Source organism: Massilia sp. (assembly GCF_031995545.1).
In the GTDB taxonomy this organism is placed as follows: Bacteria; Pseudomonadota; Gammaproteobacteria; order Burkholderiales; family Burkholderiaceae_D; genus Telluria.
In genome coordinates, this window is record NZ_DAMAGA010000029.1 from 38930 (window position 1) to 56396 (window position 17467).

Here is a 17467-nt window from a genome sequence, read left to right on the forward strand (position 1 = left end):
AAGGTGCCTGAAAGATATTGCTGAGGCAAGCCCAGGCTTCCTGGTGTATGCTGCGCCCATTCGATCAACCCCACGAAAGAACAAGATGAAACGACTGCTTTCCTACTCCGTCCTCGGCCTGGCCCTTACGCTGGCAGTCGCCGGCTGCAAGCGCGCGGAGCAGCCGCGCCCGGCCGCAACGGCCAACGTCGTGGCCTTCCAGAAAATCGACACGGTCCCAGGCACCGGCAAGGAAGCAATCGCAGGTTCCACCGCCGTCGTCCACTACACCGGCTGGCTGTTCGATCCGACCGCGCCATCGCAGCACGGCGCCCAGTTCGATTCGTCGCGGGGCGGCAACCCGTTCAGCTTCCCGCTCGGTGGTGGCCAGGTCATCAAGGGATGGGATGAGGGCGTGCAGGGCATGAAGGTCGGCGGCAAGCGCACGCTGATCCTGCCGCCGGAAATGGGTTATGGCGCAGGTGGCGCCGGTCCGATCCCGCCAAACGCCAACCTGATCTTTGAAGTCGAATTGCTCGACGTCCGCTAAGTGATACTTTCTGCGCGCCCGTCGATCGATGGGTGCGCAAACGCTGATCGAGGCGAGGACGAGTCATCAGGTTAGTGTTCCACACGCGGCGATCAGCTTCAAATGCCTCCGTAATTGAAGTTCTTTCCGGCAATGTGTTGTATTTACGTTATTGCCGCTCACACACTCTTGAGATATTGAATACATCTAGTTAGATTCTGATAGAATCTTTCCAGTAGTAATTAATACTCTGCCTCAACCCGCAGACTGCATCTCCAGTTCGACAGAGAGTCCATCGTCGATCTGTCGTCGGCCCGGAAAACGCCGACAGTGTCTACCTACTTCCATCCTTACTGGAGCTTGCGCCCTATGCGTATCAAGTCTGTCCTGCTGTGCCTGTCCGCTGCCGCCGCGCTTGGCAGCACCTTTGCCAACGCGACCCCGATCCTGGTCAACGGCAACTTCGAGTCGACCACCAACGGCGGCAACAAGCAGCTGTCTTCCCACGTTACCAACCGTGCCGATCGCACCACGCTTACCGGCTGGACCAGCAGCAACGGCAACGATGGCGGCTACAACTTCGTGCTCGACAGCACCATCGCCAACACTTGGGACTCGGCGATCTGGCTGCGTGACAATGGCAACGGCTACACCGCCTCCCCCGGCGGCGGCAATGTGTTCGCCTCGGACGCCGTGTACTGGCCCGGCGTGCTGTCGCAAACCGTCACCGGCCTGACGATCGGCAAGGCCTACACGCTGACCTTCGACTACGCGATGGCCCAGCAGTCCGGCTTCAGCGGTGTCAACAAGCAAAACTACTGGGAAGTCGGCTTCGGCAACGCTACCCAGCAGACTCAGGGGCTGGACCTGGCGGACGGCGGCTTCAGCGGCTGGAAGACCGCTTCCATGACCTTCACCGCGACCGGCGTCAGCGAAGTGCTGTCGTTCCTGGCCAAGGGCATCGCGCCGGGCGCGCCGCCGTTCATGCTGCTGGACGACGTGGCGCTGGAAGCGGCCGTGCCGGAACCGGCGACCTGGACCATGCTGCTCGGCGGCCTCGGCCTGCTGGCCTTCCTGGCACGCCGCCGCATGGTCGCGCCGGTCTAAGTACTGCTGACCGCACTGTCCGTGCACTTTTCGCCGATCGAGTTTGCTACCGGGGCGCTGCGCCTGTGCGTCTGGCTGGCGCTGCTGACGGCCCTGTTCGTGCCGCTGGAACGCTGGTTCGGCCAGCGCCACGAGGGGTCGAACCCTGAACTGCGCCACAACCTCGCGTACTACTTCATCAGCAGCCTGGTGCCGATCGTGTTCCTGACGCTGCCGATGGCGCTGCTCGCGGCGCTGGCCCAGCAGTTGGTGCCGTCGAGTTTCGTTGAGGCGATTGCCGGATTGCCGCTGGCGGCGCGCCTGGCGCTCGCCTTTTTGGTTGCCGAGACCGGTTTCTACTGGGGCCATCGCCTGAGCCATGAGCTGCCCTGGCTGTGGCGCTTTCACTCGCTGCACCATAGTACCGAGCGCATGCATTTCCTGGCCAACACGCGCAGCCATCCGGTCGACATGGTTGTCACTCGCCTGTTCGGCCTGGTTCCGCTGTACCTGCTGGGTTTGGCGAGCCCGACTGTCGCGGGCAGCGGGGCGCCGGCCGCGCTGCTGGTGCTCGGCACTTTGTGGGGCTTTTTCATCCACGCCAACCTGCGCTGGCGCCTGGGCCCGCTCGAGTGGCTGGTCACCACGCCGGCCTTCCACCACTGGCACCACACGCGCCACGACCACATCGACCGCAACTACGCGTCCACGCTGCCGTTCCTGGACCGTCTGTTTGGTAGCCACTATCTGCCAAAACATTGGCCGGCCGAGGTCGGCACCGACACGCCGCATGCGGATACGTTGACGGGGCAATTACTCGACCCGCTGCTGCCATCCAGGAAGGCGCCGGCGACGCAGGGCTGAGCACAAGGCGCACCGCACGATCCTTATCGATGGGCTAACATTAAGCAATTAGCCACATTCAGACAGAGGTGTCCGATGCGTATTCACAAGCTGCTGGCTGCCATGGCCGGCGCCGTTTCCTTCGCCATGGCGGCGCCAGCAATGGCCCAGCCGGCGTCTCAGGTCACCGTCCTGCAGGGTGGCCGCATCATCGACGGCAATGGCGGTGCGCCAATGGATGGCGATATCGTGATCCGCGACGGACACATCGCCGCGGTCCAGGCCAAGGGCGCGCAGCCGCCAGCCGGCGCCAAAGTGGTGGACGTGCGCGGCAAGACCCTGATGCCGGCCCTGATCGCCGGCCACGCCCACCTCGGCATCACGGACGGCACGACCTCGGGCGCGGCCAACATTACCGAAGCCAATGTCACGCGCCAGCTGCAGAAGTACATGCGCCACGGCATCGGCACGGTGGCCGTGTTCGGCACCGACCACGATTTCATTTTCAAGATGCGCGACGACCAGCGCGCCGGCAAATTGACACTGCCGACCATCCTCACCGCCGGCCACGGCTTCGGCGTCAAGGACGGGGCGCCGCCGATCGCCATGGGCATGGACCAGGTGTATCGTCCGACCACGGTCGCCGCGGTGCGCGAAGACTTCAAGAAACTGGTCGCCCTCAAGCCTGATCTGGTGAAGGTCTGGGTCGACGACTTCGGCGACAAGAAGACCAGCAAGATGGCCCCGGCCCTGTACCGCGAAGTCATCCAGCAGGCGCACCGGCACGGCCTGAAGGTCGCGGCCCACGTGTATTACCTGGAAGACGCCAAGCGCCTGGCGCGCGACGGCGTCGACCTGTTCGGCCACAGCGTGCGCGACAAGCCGGTGGACGATGAGCTGATTGGCCTGATGAAGCAGAAGAATATCGCCTACATCCCAACGCTCGACCTGGACGAAGCGTTCTTCGTCTATGCCGACAAGCCTGACTGGATGGAGCAGCCGTTCTTCAAGGGGGCGCTCGACCAGGGCGTGTGGGAGTGGCTCAACAGCCCGAACTACAAGGTCAAGGAGGTCTCGAAGAAAGACCTGGCGGTGGCCAAGGCCAACGCGCTGGCGCTGCACAAGGCCGGCATCAAGGTCGGCCTCGGCACTGATTCCGGCGCCACCATCCCGCGCATCCAGGGCTTTGCGGAACACCGCGAACTGGAATTGCTGACGATTGCCGGCTTCACGCCGATGCAGGCGCTGCAGGCCGGCACCTCGGTCAACGCGGCGATCCTGGGCATCGACAAGGAGCGCGGCGCGCTGGTGGCCGGCAAGCAGGCCGACATCCTGGTGCTCGACGCCAATCCGCTGGACGATATCCGCAACACCCGCAAGATCCACGCGGTATGGCTGCGCGGCGTGCCGGTGGCGGGCGAGGGCAGCACCGGAGCGGCGGCGCGCTGAGATGTTCTCAATGGTGCCCGGTGCCGCATTTTTCCGGCGTCCGGGCGCCATGTCGTACAATGACCTCTCCCTAACTACCAACTTACCCTAATGGAAGTGCTTTTAGACCCGAATATATGGGTCGGCCTGCTCACTCTCGTCGTGCTCGAGATCGTCCTCGGCATCGACAACCTGATCTTCATCGCCATCCTGGCGGACAAACTCCCCCCGCATCAGCGCGAGAAAGCCCGTATCGTCGGTCTGACGCTCGCCATGGTCATGCGCCTCGGCCTGCTATCCGTGATTTCGTGGATGGTGACGCTGACACAACCCCTGTTTTCCATCGCTGCGCTGTCGTTCTCCGGCCGCGACCTGATCCTGCTGCTCGGCGGTATTTTCCTGCTTTTTAAAGCCACGCTCGAACTGCATGAGCGCGTCGAAGGCAAGTCGCACGTCCAGACCGGCAAGCGCGAGTACGCCAGCTTCGCCGCCGTGGTGGCGCAGATCATCGTGCTCGACGCCGTGTTCTCGCTCGACGCCGTGATCACCGCGGTCGGCATGGTCGAGCAGCTGTGGGTCATGATGGCCGCCGTCGTGATCTCGATGAGCGTGATGCTGTTCGCTTCCAAGCCGCTGACGCGCTTCGTGAATGCGCATCCGACGGTGGTGGTGCTGTGCCTGAGCTTCCTGTTGATGATCGGCCTGAGCCTGATCGCGGAAGGCCTTGGCTTCCACATTCCGAAGGGCTATATCTACGCTGCTATCGGCTTCTCGGTCGTGATCGAGGCGCTGAACCAGCTGGCGCGCCGCAACTTCGTCAAGAAGGAAGCGCACATCCCGCTGCGCGACCGTACCGCCGACGCCGTGCTGCGCCTGCTGGGCAGCAAGCCGCGTAACGAGCACAGCGACGAAGCCGAAGCCGTGGCCGAGACCGCCGAAGAGCCGGCCTTCGAGGCCGAAGAGCGCCATATGGTCAGCGGCGTGCTGAGCCTGTCGCAACGCTCGGTACGCTCGATCATGACTAACCGCTCGGACATTTCCTGGATCAATATCGAGGACAACGCCGAGGTCATCCGCGAGCAGCTGCTGGCCACGCCGCACGGCTTCTTCCCGGTCTGCCGCGGCGAGCTGGACGAAGTGATCGGCATGGCGCGCGCCAAGGACCTGATCGGCGACCTGACGCAACTGGGCGCGATCGACCCGGCCCACATCCGTGCCCCGATCATCATGCCGGAAGCCAGCGGCGTGCTGAAGGTGATGGAGCGCCTGAAACGTTCGCACGGCCAGCTGGTGCTGATCGCCGACGAGTACGGCACGCTGCAGGGCCTGGTGACGCCAATCGACATCCTGGAAGCCATTGCCGGCGAATTCCCGGACGAAGACGAGCAACCGGTGGTGCAGGAAGACGGCCCGGGCCGCTGGCGCGTCGACGGCACGGCCGACCTGCATTATCTGGAGCAGGTGCTCGAGGTGGATGAGCTGGTCAGCGAGAACGACGACTACACCTCGCTGGCCGGCCTCATGCTTGAGCGCTTCGGTTCGCTGCCGCAGCCGGGCGAGTCGGTCGAGGTGCAGGGCTTGCGCTTCGAGGTGGTGCAGGTGCTGGAGCGCCGCATCGCCACCGTGCTGATCACCCGCATCGCGGCCGATGCGGACGAGCCGTCCGCACAGACGTAATTGGCAACGGGCCGGTGCACTTCAGGTGCATCGGCCCGGTATCACGCTGCGGCGCAATGCCGCGGCGTTCGGTTCACGCTTCCTTCCACGCATCGTCCAGCATGCGCAGCAGCACTTCGCTGTAATCCCACCCGTAAGCGCGCGCCGCGATGGCGCTCAGGCTGTCCTGGTCGTCGCGGCCAGGACGGCCGGCGCCGGTCATGTTCGGTTTCATGTTGAGGTCGAACAGGTGCAGGACGCCATCGGCATCGGCGCGACAGTCGATGCGGATCGGCGCGCGTGCTTCCACCAAGCGGGTGGCGCGGATGCAGGCTTCCAGCATGGCGCCCACTTGCGGGTCGCTCTGCTCGTCCGCCGTCAGCGCGCTGCTGTTGCTGGTCACGGCGACGGTGCCGTTATAGGGCGCCACGCCGTGATCGTGGTTGAAGCGGCGCACCGGTGGCAGCGGCAACGGTGCGCGCGTCACGCCGTCCTGGCCGGTTTGCGCTGGCATCACGGTGACGGTCATTTCGGTGCCGATCAGGAATTGCTCGACAATCAGGTCGGCGCCAAACAGCTTCGATGTGATCAGTTGGTCGGCCGCCTGCATGAAGGCGGCGTGGTTGTCGACCTGCGTCACCCCCTGGCTGCCGCGGCCGCGTACCGGCTTCACGATCAAGGGAAACCCGAGGCCATTTTCGGCCAGCGTCTGCTGCGTCAACGAAGCCAGCGCGTGGACACCCTCGCGAGCCACTGGCGCGGCCAGCAGCGACGCGGCCACCGGCAGACCTTGTGCGCGCAGGCGGGCGTTGGTGGCGAACTTGTCGTCCGCGGTCTGCATTGCCGCCGGCAACTGGCCGACGATCCAGCATTTGTCCATCACGCGTTCCAGCGGATGGCCAGCGAACAATACGGTGTTGGCCCACAGCAGGGTAGCGCCGGCATCTAGCGCGGCGGCGATGCCTTCCCGCGTGTCGGGGAAGACCCAGTCCATCGCATCGGCGGGATCGGGTTCCGGCTGCGGCGTCACGACGCGCACGCCGGCACTGCGCAGTGCGAAGGCGATATCGGCGCCACTGTCCGAATAGCCGCCTGGCTTGGCATCCTTGCGCAGTCCATCGATGACTGGCGGCGGCATGGCTTGATAGAGGAGGGCGACGGTTTGTTGGCGTGGGTCTGGACAGTTCAGCATGCGGCTCACATGGATAATTACGTTAAAGGTAACTATAACAGCCCTTCAATTTTGTTATTTTGTTAGCCCCTGAGCGTCATCCCCTCGAAGGCGGGGACCTAGGTCCCGCGCATAGCCACCAGGCATCTGGTAACAGACAGGACACGCAAACCGCACAACCATCTTTTGTCATTATTGAAGCAATTAGCGGCCGAAATCCCGCTCTAATCACCAATTCGAACTCAGCAGTAGCAAGCTATTCTTCTCCCATCAATTCAGGACGTCGCAACGTCCGGTCCACACCAGGGAGAAAACAACGTGTTCGAAGGATTCATCCAACTCAGCCCAACAGGCGTCGCCTTGACGATGGCCGGCTCCTACATCATGACCGTCTTCGCCAGCGAGCTGTACCTGCACCGCTCGCGCAGCCACCGTGCGATCACCTTCCACCCGCTGCTGTGCCAGCTGTTCCGGATGTGGATCTGGCTGACCACCTACGGCGTTACCGTCAAGACCTGGGTCGCGGTGCACCGCAAGCACCACGCCAAGTGCGACACCGAAGAAGATCCGCACAGCCCGCGCATCCACGGCCTGTGGACCATCCTGTCCAAGGGCACGCTGTTGTACCGCAAGGCTGCGCGCAATGCCGATCTGGTGAAGGCCTACGGCGTCGGCATCAAGGAAGACTGGATGGACCAGCACCTGTACACCAAGCACCGCTTCCACGGCGCGCTGGTGTTCCTGGCGGTCGAGATGGCGCTGTTCGGCGTGGCCAACGGGTTCTGGATCTGGCTGTTCCAGCTGTCGATCCTGCCGTTCTGGGCGTCCGGCTTCATCAACGGCATCTTCCACGTGGTCGGCTATCGCAACTTCCAGAGCAAGGAAGACTCGCGCAACTTCTTCCCGATCGGGATCATTTTCGGCGGCGCCGAGCTGCACAACAACCACCACGCCAATCCGGCGTCGGCCAAGCTGTCGATGAAGTGGTGGGAGTTCGATGCGGGGTGGCTGGTGATCCGGACGCTGTCGCTGGTCAGGCTGGTGAAGATCAATCACGTGGATCGCCTGGCGGAGGGGGATCAGCCACGCGTGCGCAGGCATGTGGCGGGGGCGGCGGGGCAGTAAGCGCTGCCACGCTCAGATGTTTGCATCCTTCGTCATCTGAGCTCTATCGTTACCCTAAAAACCGTCATCCCTGCCACTGGCAGCGATGACTCCCGCGAAGACGGGAACCCAAGTTTCCACGCTCAGCCACTGACATTTACGCTAGTAACAGAGCATGCAGAACTCGGGTTCTCGCCTTCGCGAGAATGACGGATCAAAGGTTGGTGGAGCTAGCCGCTGACCGCGCCAGCACTGGTACATCTTCAGCGAGAATGTCGTGCTTTTGCCGCTCCTCGCCCAGCTTCTTCCCCAGCCTGCGCCACCCGATCACCGCTCCGGTCACACTGAGCAGCAACCCGCCCACGCTCAACACGATCAACACCAGATCCCACAACGGCCGCCGTTCCAGCAACGGCAGCCAGTCCCACGAATGCAGCATCGCGAACAGCCAGCGGCTGGTGCGCTTGCCGCTGTCGAGCTGCCCCAGCACCAGCCCCGTATGCGGATCGACATGCACCCAGGTCGCATGCGGATCGTCGAACACGAAGCGCAGCATCGGCAGCGGCTTCTCCACGCCGCCCATCATGGTGTGCGCATCGCGCGCGTAGTAATACAGGTCGTACTGCGTCAGCCGCTCCACGCGCGCCAGCGGCGCGGCCACCAGCTTCGATCCCGCAGCACGCAAGGCGTCTTCGTCGAGTGCCACCGGACGCGCCGCCGCGCCATCGAGCACCAGCGGTGCACCGCCCGCGCGCTGCGCCAGCACCCGGTCCTCGCCCAGCACGCGCACCCAGCGCAGTTCACGCACGTCGCCCCCGGCCGCCTGCAACAAGGCCGCTGGCGCCGCATCCTGCGATGACGGTGCCAGCGGCCCGCCCTGCATCGCCGCCAGCTGCAGCTTCGGCGCGCCGCTGTCGAAGATCTTCCACGGATTCATCGACATCAGTCCACTGAAGATCCAGGTGATCGTCACCAGCGCGAACAGCAGCCCGCTGATGTGATGCCAGCGCATCATCGCGCTTGGATACGGCGTGCGCGCGCCGCTGCGGTAGGGCTTCCTGAATCGCCAGCGCATGATGCCGACCACGGTCCCGGTCAAGGCCACCACTACCCCCACGATCGACGACCAGTTGACGATGTCCGTCCAATACGGCTGAAAGGCATTGCCGCGGAACGGATACAGCCAGTGGATCCAGGCGCCGACATAGTTCCACAGCTGCTCGGTGCGCGGCGCGTCGCGCACCACTTCGCCGGTGCGGCTGGAGATCCAGAGCAGGGTGTGCGCTTCATCGAGCATCTGCACCCGGTGCAGCGGACGGTGCGCGTCCAGCCCGCGCGAGTGGGTGAACGCATCTTCGTCCACCGTGCCGAGATAATGCAACGCGACGTCCGGGCCTGCGTAAGCTGCCGCGCTGGCCGTCGCATGCGCTTCGTCGACCCGTTGCAGGCGTGCGCCGGTGACGGCATCGATCGCCACCGCGCCGCTGCCTTTCGGTTCCGGCTTGTGCCCGTGTCCTGCCGCCGCACGTGGTGGCGTCGCCAGATACACGGGCCGTCCACCGCTGGCAGCAGCCAGTCGCAACTCGTCCAGTGGCCCGGCGATGCCGGCCTTCGCCAGGGCCTGCGCAGGCGCCAGCAGCGCCGCATCCGCGTTCAGGCGCGGCAGGTGCTGCAGCCGTTCGGCCTCGGTTAACTTCGGATAACCGACGTACATCATCACCATGCCCGAGGCGAACCACATCGCGAACAGCACGCACACTGCGATGCCGAGCCAGCGGTGGATCAGGAACAGCCAGCGCTTGAAGTGCGTTTGCATCGTGAGGCTCCCGTCAGAAGGCTAGGTGCAGCGACACGTCCGCGGTGCGCGGCGCGCCGAGATAGGCCATGGTGCTGGTCACGTTGGCCGCATACAGGCGGTCGGTGGCGTTGCGTACGCGCCCGACCACCGACACATTGCGGTTGACCTGGTAGCTCAGGCCCAGGTCGACGAAGGTATAGTCCGGCCAGGTCTGGGTATTGGCCGCATCCGCATACACCTTGCCCACGCGGCGCACGCCCACGTGCGCCTGCAGCGCGGGCGTAAAGGCGTACGACAGCCACAGGTTGGCGACGTTCGACGGCGTGTTGTTCGGCGTCTTGCCGGCCAGCGAGACGCCGCCCTGGCGGTAGTTCTCGTACTCGGCATCGACATAGGTGAAGTTGCCCTGCACCGAGAGCTGGCGGGTCGGCTGCAGGCCGACCGCCAGTTCCACACCGCGCGCCGACTGCTCGCCCACCAGGATGGTGAGCAGGCTGTTGTCCGGATCCTGGGTCGCGATGTTCTTGCGGGTGATGTGGTAGGCGGCCAGCGTCGCCATACCCTTGCCCTGCCAGAAATCGAGCTTGGTGCCGGCTTCGAACTGGCGTCCGGTGGTCAGTTCGCTGTTGTTGGTCACGTCCGCGAACGAGGCGGTAGAGAGCACTCCCGACGGCGGATCGGCGGCGGTGGCGTAGGTGGCATACAGGTTCATGTTCGGCGCCACGTCCCACACCAGGCCCACGCGGCCGGTGGTCGGCGAATAGCGGCGCGAGAAGGTGGCCGGACTGGCGGCGGTGACGTCGCGCCGGTTGGTCAGATCGAGTTCGATGCGCTCGTGGCGCAGCGCCGTCACCAGGTTCAGTGCCGGCGATAGAAAGGTGCGGTTTTCCAGGTACAGCGCGGTGGTGGTGACCTTGTTGTCGCGATCGGGGCGGAAGCCCGGCGTCATTCCCGGCACGTCGAAGAAGCGCTCGGTGACGAAGTCGTACGGGTCGACCGTGCTCACCGTGGCCGACAGGCTGTTCGGGAAGCGAGTCTGCTTGTTGACGCTGTAGTCCAGGCCAAAGGCCCAGTCGCTGCGCAGCTGTCCGATGCGGCCCTTGTACAGACCATCGATGCGGTCGCCCACCAGGCGCTGGTCGTGGCGCTGGAGCAGGGCGGCGGAGCGAATGACTGCCGTATTGCCCGGGTTGAAGCGGTAGGTCTCGACGTTGCGGTAGTCGCGCAGCGCATCGTACACGTAGAAGGTGTTGGTGAACTGCAGCGCGTCGCTCGCCTTCCAGCCGGCGACCGAGCGCAGCCAGTTGACGCGCTGGTCGTAGACGCCGTCCTGGCTGTTGTAGTTCTTGAAGCGCGTGCCTTCGTCGATCTGCAGGCGGCCGGCAACCGGGTTGCGCAGCGGCGTGCCCCAGTAGGGGCGGTCGACGTCTTCTTCCTGGTATTCGTAGGCCAGCACGTGGGTGAAGCCGCCGCCGAAGTCGGAACGCAGCGACGCCGCCAGCTGGGTCGAGCGGCTGTCGGTACCGTCGGTCCAGTTGCCGCCGTCGCGGTGGTTGACGTCGATGCGCGCGTAATGGTTGTCGCCCACCTGGCGGTTGATGCCGGCCGAGGCTTCCTTCAACTGATCGGACCCGAGGCGCAGCCGCGCCTCTGAAAAGTCACGCCGCTCGGCCAGTTTGGTGACGTAGTTGATCGAGCCGCCTACCGCGCCGGAGCCGAACAGGAAGCTGGACGGCCCGCCGATCGCCTCGACCCGGTCGATGATCCAGCTGTCCACCGGCCGCGCCGCGATCGAATACTGGACGTTGATGCCGTTGAACAGCTGGCTCACCGAGCCGCTGCCGAAGCCGCGGTAGCTGACGCCGATATTGCCCGGCGCGCTGTGCGCGGTGACGCCGGGGATGGCGCGCAGGATTTCCTGGGTGTCGGCGGCGCCGCGCACGTCGATGATGCCGCGGTCGACCACGGTGACCGTGGCCGGCGTTTCGCGCGCGCTCAGGCCCAGGCGGCTGCCGGTGTCAGTCACCGTATCGAGATTGAGTAGGCCGTCCGCGCGTGGGGCTTCGGCGCTGACTTCGACGGTGGGGATGGCGCCGCTGGTCTGGGCCTGCGCCTGCCAGGCGCCGAGGGCGCAGGCGATGCCGAAGGCGAGCCGGGTGCGCGGATGGGTACAACGTGTCTTCATGATGCTTCCTGGAGCGCGACGGTTCGATGGCGGCGTCGCGCAGGTGTACCGGCGCAGCGCACGATGCGTGCTTGCGGGCGGCAGTGGTCAAGGGGTTCCGGTGCGAGCGCGCCGGAAACCTGCGAAGGGATCAGGAAAGCGAAGACGGCGGCCCGCGCGACTGCGTGGGCGACCAGGCGAACTGCGGGCTGGGTGCGTGGTAGAACAGGGGAGGGTAGGCATCGCGCTGCTGATCCAGGACCAGCACCGGCGTCAGGTGCGGCGGGGGCGCCAGCGAGGCGTGGTGCTGCGGGCAGCACAGGTCGCAGTGCGACATGTCCGGCACGGCGGGGATGCTGTCATGCGCGCCATCGTCGGCCAGCACCATCACGTGGCGGGTGCCGCTGGCGCTGCAGATCTCGGTCATGTACGACAGGTCCGCCTTTGGTGCGTGGTGCGGCATCGCCTGTGAAACCGCGGGCGCGATCAGGCCGAACAGGAACGCCACCAGGACGGTCCAGCCATAAAAGACGCGCGTTGTGCGGAGCGTATGCATGGCAAAATTATAGCGTCGGCAGTACAAGGGCGCGCACGGGTGGGCAATTTGTCCACACGGCGCGGCGCCGCTACTTGTCATGCCCTGTTGTCGTTGCTACCATTCGGGTTCGATTCCCGCCGGAGACCTCAGTGTAATTTTTCCCCGATGCCGCCGTCCATGACGGTTCTTCTTCCTCTTCCCAGCCAACAGCGGGAAGCGTTCGGGCATCCTATGGAAAAATTTACATGACGAATCCACTTCTGACGCTGGAAGGCGTCTCCTTCATCCTGCCCGACGGCAGGACGCTGTTCTCCGATCTCACCTGGCAATCCGACGCGCGCCGGACGGGCCTGGTCGGCCGCAACGGCGCAGGCAAGTCGGTGCTGGCGCGGCTGCTTGCGGGCGAACTGACGCCGACGCACGGCCGCTGCACGCGACGCGGTTCGGTCCATTACCTGTCGCAGCAAGCCGGTGACTGTGGTGCGCACTCGGTCGCCGAGCTGGCCGGCATCGCCTCCATCACACGCGCGTTGGCGCGGATCGAGGCCGGCAGCGTCGATGCCGCCGACTTCGACTCCGTTGGCGAGCATTGGGACATCGCTGCACGCCTGCAGCAGGCGCTCGAACGGCAAGGGCTGGGCGGGGTGGTGCTCGATACGCCGGTTGCTTCTCTCAGTGGCGGCGAAGCGATGTGCGTGGCGCTGGCCGGCGCCATGCTGTCCGAGCCCGACATGCTGATCCTCGACGAGCCGAGCAACCACCTCGATGCGGTGCACCGCCAGGCCCTGATCGCCCAGCTGCGCGAATGGAACAAAGGCCTGCTGGTGATCAGCCACGACCGCGAACTATTGAAAGAGATGGAATGCATCGTCGAACTGTCGGCGCACGGCCTGCGCAGCTACGGCGGCGATTACACCTTCTACCAGCAGGCACGCCGGCATGAACAGGACAGCGCGCAGCAGACCCTGACGCATGCGCGCCTGGAACTCAAGCGCGACGAACAGGCGCGGCGCGAGCAGCGCGAACGCCAGGAACGGCGCCAGGCGCACGGCAACCGCAGCGGCAAGGACGCCAACCAGGCCGCCATCCTGTTGGGACGCGCCAGGGAACGCAGCGAGGGCAGTGCCGGTCGCTTGCAGCGCCTGCACGATGCCGCCCGCGGCGAGGGCCTGGCGCGGGTGCAGGATGCGGCGCGCCAGGCGGATCAGGACAGTGCCGTTCGCATCCACGTCGTATCCGGTGCGCAGCCGGCCCAGCGCCGCGTGGCCGAACTCGAGGCGGTGACGCTGCCCTATGTAGCGCCGCCGCTCGGGCGCATCGATCTGCACCTGGACGGACGCCAGCGCATCGCCATCGTCGGCCCCAACGGCTGCGGCAAGTCGACCCTGCTCAAGGTGCTCGCCGGACGGCTCGACCCGGTCGCGGGCCATCGCAGCCTGGTGCCGGACGTTGCCTATCTCGACCAGCAATTGAGCACCCTCGATCCGGCGCGTTCGACGCTCGACCAGCTGCTGGCCGTGAACCGCAGCGCCGGCCAGGACATGCTGCGCACCTGGCTGGTGCAGCTTGGCCTGGACGCGCGCCTGGTGAACCAGCCGAGCGGGCAGCTGAGCGGAGGCGAGCGCCTTAAGGCGGCGCTGGCCTGCGCCCTGTACGCCGATCCGCCGCCATCCCTGCTGCTGCTCGACGAGCCGACCAACCACCTCGACCTGGCGTCCCTTGGCGCGCTGGAAGCGATGCTGGGCGCCTACGGCGGCGCGCTGGTGCTGGTCTCGCACGACCGCGTCTTTCTGGAGCGCGTGGAGCTGACCCATCGCTTGCGCGCCACCGACGCCGGCTGGCGCCTGGAGGAATGCTGAACGCTCCGCAGGCCCCGTATTCGATTGCTATAATCGGGGATTGCGGCCCGCCGGGGCCGGACCCGGACCATATCGCAGCCAACCAACGCCAGACCACACCATGCAGCGCACCCTTGTCATCTCCCCGAACTGGATCGGCGACGCCGTCATGGCCCAGCCGCTGCTGCGCCGGCTCAGGGAGCACCACCCGGATCGTCCGATCGACGTGCTGGCGCCGACCTGGGTGGCGCCGGTGTGGCGCGCGATGGCGGAAGTCGATACCGTCATCGAGTCGCCGTTCAAGCACGGTTCGCTGCAGTGGAAGGAACGCAAGGCGTTCGCGAAAATGCTCAAAGCGCGCGGCTATGCGGATTCCTACGTGCTGCCCAATACCCTCAAGTTCGCCCTGATTCCCTGGCTGGCCGGGATCCCGAAGCGGGTCGGCTACAAGGGCGAGATGCGCTATGGCCTGGTCAACGTGATGCACCACGACGACAAGACGGCGCCGCGTCCGATGGCGCAGTTCTACCAGGCGCTGGCCGACGAACCGGTGCGGCATCTGGCGCGGCCCGAACGCCTGCCGGAGCCAAGGATGGCGGTCAAGGATGGCGAAGCGCAGGCCGCGATCGAACGCCTGCAGCTGCCGAGCGGCGTGTACGTCGCCTTCGCGCCCGGCGCCGAATTCGGCCCGGCCAAGCGCTGGCCGGCGTCCTACTTCGCCGAACTGGCGCAGACCATCCTGGCCAACCGTCCGGACGCCCAGATACTGCTGCTCGGCTCCCCGAAAGACCGCGCCGTGTGCGACGAGATCACCGCCATCGTGCCGCAGGCGCACAACCTGGCCGGATCCACCTCGTTGTCGGAGGCGATCGCCCTGATCTCGCAGGCCGCCGCGGTGGTCACTAACGATTCTGGCCTGATGCACATCGGCGCCGCGCTGGGTCGCCCGGTGGTGGCGATCTACGGCCCCACCGACCCGCGCCACACGCCGCCCTTGTCGCAACTGGCGCAGATCCTGTGGCTGCACATCGAATGCTCGCCGTGCCAGCAGCGCGAATGCCCGCTGGGGCACCAGAACTGCATGAAGCAGATCCTGCCGAGCGCCGTGTGGCAGCCCTTGCAACCCATGCTGGCCGCAGCGTAATCCGCGCGCGGCCGCTCCATTGAATATCGAAGAGGACATCCCATGATTCTGGTCACAGGCGCAGCAGGCTTCATCGGCGCGAACCTGGTGCACGCGCTCTCAAGCCGCCAGCCGTTTTCCGTTTTCGCGGTCGACAATATGTCGCGTCCCGAAAAATTCCACAACATCGTCGACGCCGAGATCGCGGACTACGCGGATAAGGAAGACTTCCTGGTGCGCCTGAAGGCCGGCGAATTCGACAACAAGTTCAGCGCCGTGCTGCACCAGGGCGCCTGCTCCAACACGATGGAGATGGACGGCCGCTACATGATGAAGAATAACTACGACTACACGGTCGCGTTGTTCGAGTTCTGCCAGCGCCAGGGCATCCCCTTCATCTACGCCTCGTCGGCCGCCGTGTACGGCGCCGGCACCACTTTCCGCGAAGAGCGTCCGCTGGAGCGCCCGCTGAACGTCTACGGCTACTCGAAATTCCTGTTCGACCAGTACCTGCGCCGCTACTGGCAGAGCAAGGGCAAGGACGCCGGCAGCCAGGTGGTGGGCCTGCGCTACTTCAACGTCTATGGTCCGCTGGAAGGGCACAAGGGCACCATGGCCTCGGTGCCGTTCCACCAGTTCAACCAGTTCCAGAAAGACGGCAAGGTCAAGCTGTTCGGCGCCAACGACGGCTACGAGGCCGGCGCCCAGATGCGCGACTTCATCTACGTCGAAGACGTGGTCAAGGTCAACCTGTTCTTCCTGGATCACCCGGAGCAAAGCGGTATCTTCAACCTCGGCACCGGCCGCGCGCAGCCGTTCAACGACCTGGCGGTGGCCACGGTCAATGCGCTGGCCAACGAGGGCAACGCGCCGCTGTCGCTGCAGCAGATCTTGGACCAGGGCCTGCTCGAATACTTGCCGTTCCCGGACAAACTGAAGGGCAAGTACCAGAGCTTCACCCAGGCCGACATCTCGGCGCTGCGCGCGGCCGGCTACGACGCGCCGTTCACCGATGTCGCCACCGGCGTGGCCAAGTACATGGACTGGCTGCGCGCGCAACCGCAACGCTGACCGCCGCCAACCCAACGCCTCGCATACACCGCGTTTACACCTCGGCCCGGCCTTTATACCAACTTTTTACGCCTGAATCGCTAACCTGCTCGTGCTCCATGCGGCGTCCCTCGCCGCATGGTTTCAACAACAACCACGAGCAGGGAAACATGAAAGCACCGATTCAAGCGCGTCTCGCCGTGATGGCCGCCGCCATCGCCATGGCGGGCACCGCCCACGCCCAGATGGGCGCCGAAGCGCAGGCCACCGAGCCTGTCGTCGCACCGGCATCGACGTTCAGCTGGAACGCCACCGCCATCTCCGACTACCGCTACCGCGGCATCTCGCAGACGCGCCTGCAGCCCGCGCTGCAGGGCGGCGCCGACTACGTGCATGCCAGCGGCTGGTACGTGGGCGCCTGGGGTTCGACCATCAAGTTCGCCAAGGACGCGGGCGGCGATGGCGAGGTCGAGATCGACGTCTACGGCGGCAAGCGCGGCGAACTCTCGCCCGGCCTGTCGTACGACGTCGGTGTGCTGCGCTACTTCTACCCGGACAACAAGCTTGGTCAGGTACCTGGCTTCGTCAGCGCCCACACCACCGAAGTCTACGGCCAACTTGGCTACGGCCCGGCCTACGTCAAGTACTCGCACGCCACGACCAACCTGTTCGGCTTCGTCGACAGCGAGAACAGCGGCTACCTGGACATCGGCGCCAACCTGGATGCCGGTAACGGCCTGACGGTGCAGCTGCACGCCGGCCACCAGAAGGTGAAGAACAACGAAGCGGCCGACTACACCGACTGGAAGATCGGCGTCAGCCGCCAGTTCGAGATCGCCACCGTCTCCCTGGCCTATATCGGCACCAACGCCAGCGAGAGCGCGTATGCCTCGCCGAAGAACGGCAAGTTCACCGGCCGCGACGCGCTGGTCCTGAGCGTCAGCCGCACCTTCTGAGCGCCCGATCCAGGCCTGCGTTTACATCCTGTTTACGCGGTGTCGCCCGCTTTTTATCCCATCTTTAGGGTGATGCCGCTACGCTCGAATCCACAACAACAACGCTGAAAGCGAACGTCCATGGACTTCATCTTTATCGGCGCGCTCCTCGTGTTCATCCTCCTGACCTGGCTGCTGGTCGTGGGTTGCGCACGCCTCGGGAGC

14 protein-coding genes are annotated in these 17467 nt (G+C 65.2%); 10 read left to right on the plus strand and 4 right to left on the minus strand.

Features of this window, described 5'->3' with window-relative positions; genetic code table 11:
- Positions 1 to 85: 85 nt before the first annotated feature.
- From RTQ83_RS17940 to RTQ83_RS17960, 5 genes are all read left to right on the plus strand, one after another.
- The gene (locus RTQ83_RS17940; protein ID WP_312517364.1) at positions 86 to 529 is read left to right on the plus strand and encodes an FKBP-type peptidyl-prolyl cis-trans isomerase; all 444 of its coding nucleotides are present in this window, start codon (positions 86 to 88) and stop codon (positions 527 to 529) included.
- Positions 530 to 877: 348 nt separating this feature from the next.
- Positions 878 to 1615 carry a PEPxxWA-CTERM sorting domain-containing protein gene (locus RTQ83_RS17945; RefSeq protein WP_312517366.1) on the plus strand — a complete coding sequence of 246 codons (738 nt, stop codon included), beginning with the start codon at positions 878 to 880 and terminating at the stop codon, positions 1613 to 1615.
- 21 nt (positions 1616 to 1636) lie between these two features.
- A complete protein-coding gene (locus RTQ83_RS17950; protein ID WP_312517368.1) occupies positions 1637 to 2458 on the plus strand; it encodes a sterol desaturase family protein in 822 nt (273 codons plus the stop codon).
- A gap of 75 nt (positions 2459 to 2533) precedes the next feature.
- A complete protein-coding gene (locus RTQ83_RS17955) occupies positions 2534 to 3886 on the plus strand; it encodes an amidohydrolase family protein (RefSeq protein ID WP_312517371.1) in 1353 nt (450 codons plus the stop codon).
- Positions 3887 to 3976: 90 nt separating this feature from the next.
- Complete coding sequence (locus RTQ83_RS17960; RefSeq protein WP_312517374.1) at positions 3977 to 5542, plus strand: TerC family protein; 1566 nt, start codon at positions 3977 to 3979, stop codon at positions 5540 to 5542.
- A 73-nt stretch (positions 5543 to 5615) separates the two neighbouring features.
- Here RTQ83_RS17960 and RTQ83_RS17965 read toward each other — a convergent pair whose 3' ends face one another.
- Entirely contained in the window at positions 5616 to 6659 is a 1044-nt protein-coding gene (locus tag RTQ83_RS17965) for a biotin carboxylase (protein WP_312517377.1), read from the minus strand.
- Between the two features lie 351 nt (positions 6660 to 7010).
- Between RTQ83_RS17965 and RTQ83_RS17970 the strand changes: the two genes are divergently transcribed.
- On the plus strand, positions 7011 to 7817 hold the full coding sequence (locus RTQ83_RS17970) for a fatty acid desaturase (protein ID WP_312517379.1): 807 nt from the start codon (positions 7011 to 7013) through the stop codon (positions 7815 to 7817).
- A gap of 193 nt (positions 7818 to 8010) precedes the next feature.
- Here RTQ83_RS17970 and RTQ83_RS17975 read toward each other — a convergent pair whose 3' ends face one another.
- From RTQ83_RS17975 to RTQ83_RS17985, 3 genes are all read right to left on the minus strand, one after another.
- Positions 8011 to 9612, minus strand: coding sequence for a PepSY domain-containing protein (locus tag RTQ83_RS17975; protein ID WP_312517382.1), 1602 nt, complete (start codon positions 9610 to 9612; stop codon positions 8011 to 8013).
- A gap of 13 nt (positions 9613 to 9625) precedes the next feature.
- Positions 9626 to 11779 (minus strand): TonB-dependent receptor, encoded by a 2154-nt coding sequence (locus tag RTQ83_RS17980; RefSeq protein WP_312517385.1) that lies wholly within the window; start codon positions 11777 to 11779, stop codon positions 9626 to 9628.
- Between the two features lie 130 nt (positions 11780 to 11909).
- A complete protein-coding gene (locus RTQ83_RS17985) occupies positions 11910 to 12314 on the minus strand; it encodes a DUF2946 domain-containing protein (protein WP_312517388.1) in 405 nt (134 codons plus the stop codon).
- 227 nt (positions 12315 to 12541) lie between these two features.
- Here RTQ83_RS17985 and RTQ83_RS17990 point away from each other — a divergent pair, with 227 nt between their 5' ends.
- From RTQ83_RS17990 to RTQ83_RS18005, 4 genes are all read left to right on the plus strand, one after another.
- Entirely contained in the window at positions 12542 to 14155 is a 1614-nt protein-coding gene (locus RTQ83_RS17990; RefSeq protein ID WP_312517391.1) for an ABC-F family ATP-binding cassette domain-containing protein, read from the plus strand.
- A gap of 100 nt (positions 14156 to 14255) precedes the next feature.
- Positions 14256 to 15278: a lipopolysaccharide heptosyltransferase II gene (waaF, locus tag RTQ83_RS17995; protein ID WP_312517394.1), complete on the plus strand. Its 1023-nt coding sequence runs from the start codon at positions 14256 to 14258 to the stop codon at positions 15276 to 15278.
- Between the two features lie 42 nt (positions 15279 to 15320).
- Positions 15321 to 16328: an ADP-glyceromanno-heptose 6-epimerase gene (rfaD, locus tag RTQ83_RS18000; RefSeq protein ID WP_312517397.1), complete on the plus strand. Its 1008-nt coding sequence runs from the start codon at positions 15321 to 15323 to the stop codon at positions 16326 to 16328.
- Positions 16329 to 16477: 149 nt separating this feature from the next.
- Positions 16478 to 17263 (plus strand): TorF family putative porin, encoded by a 786-nt coding sequence (locus RTQ83_RS18005; RefSeq protein WP_312517400.1) that lies wholly within the window; start codon positions 16478 to 16480, stop codon positions 17261 to 17263.
- Positions 17264 to 17467 lie beyond the last annotated feature (204 nt).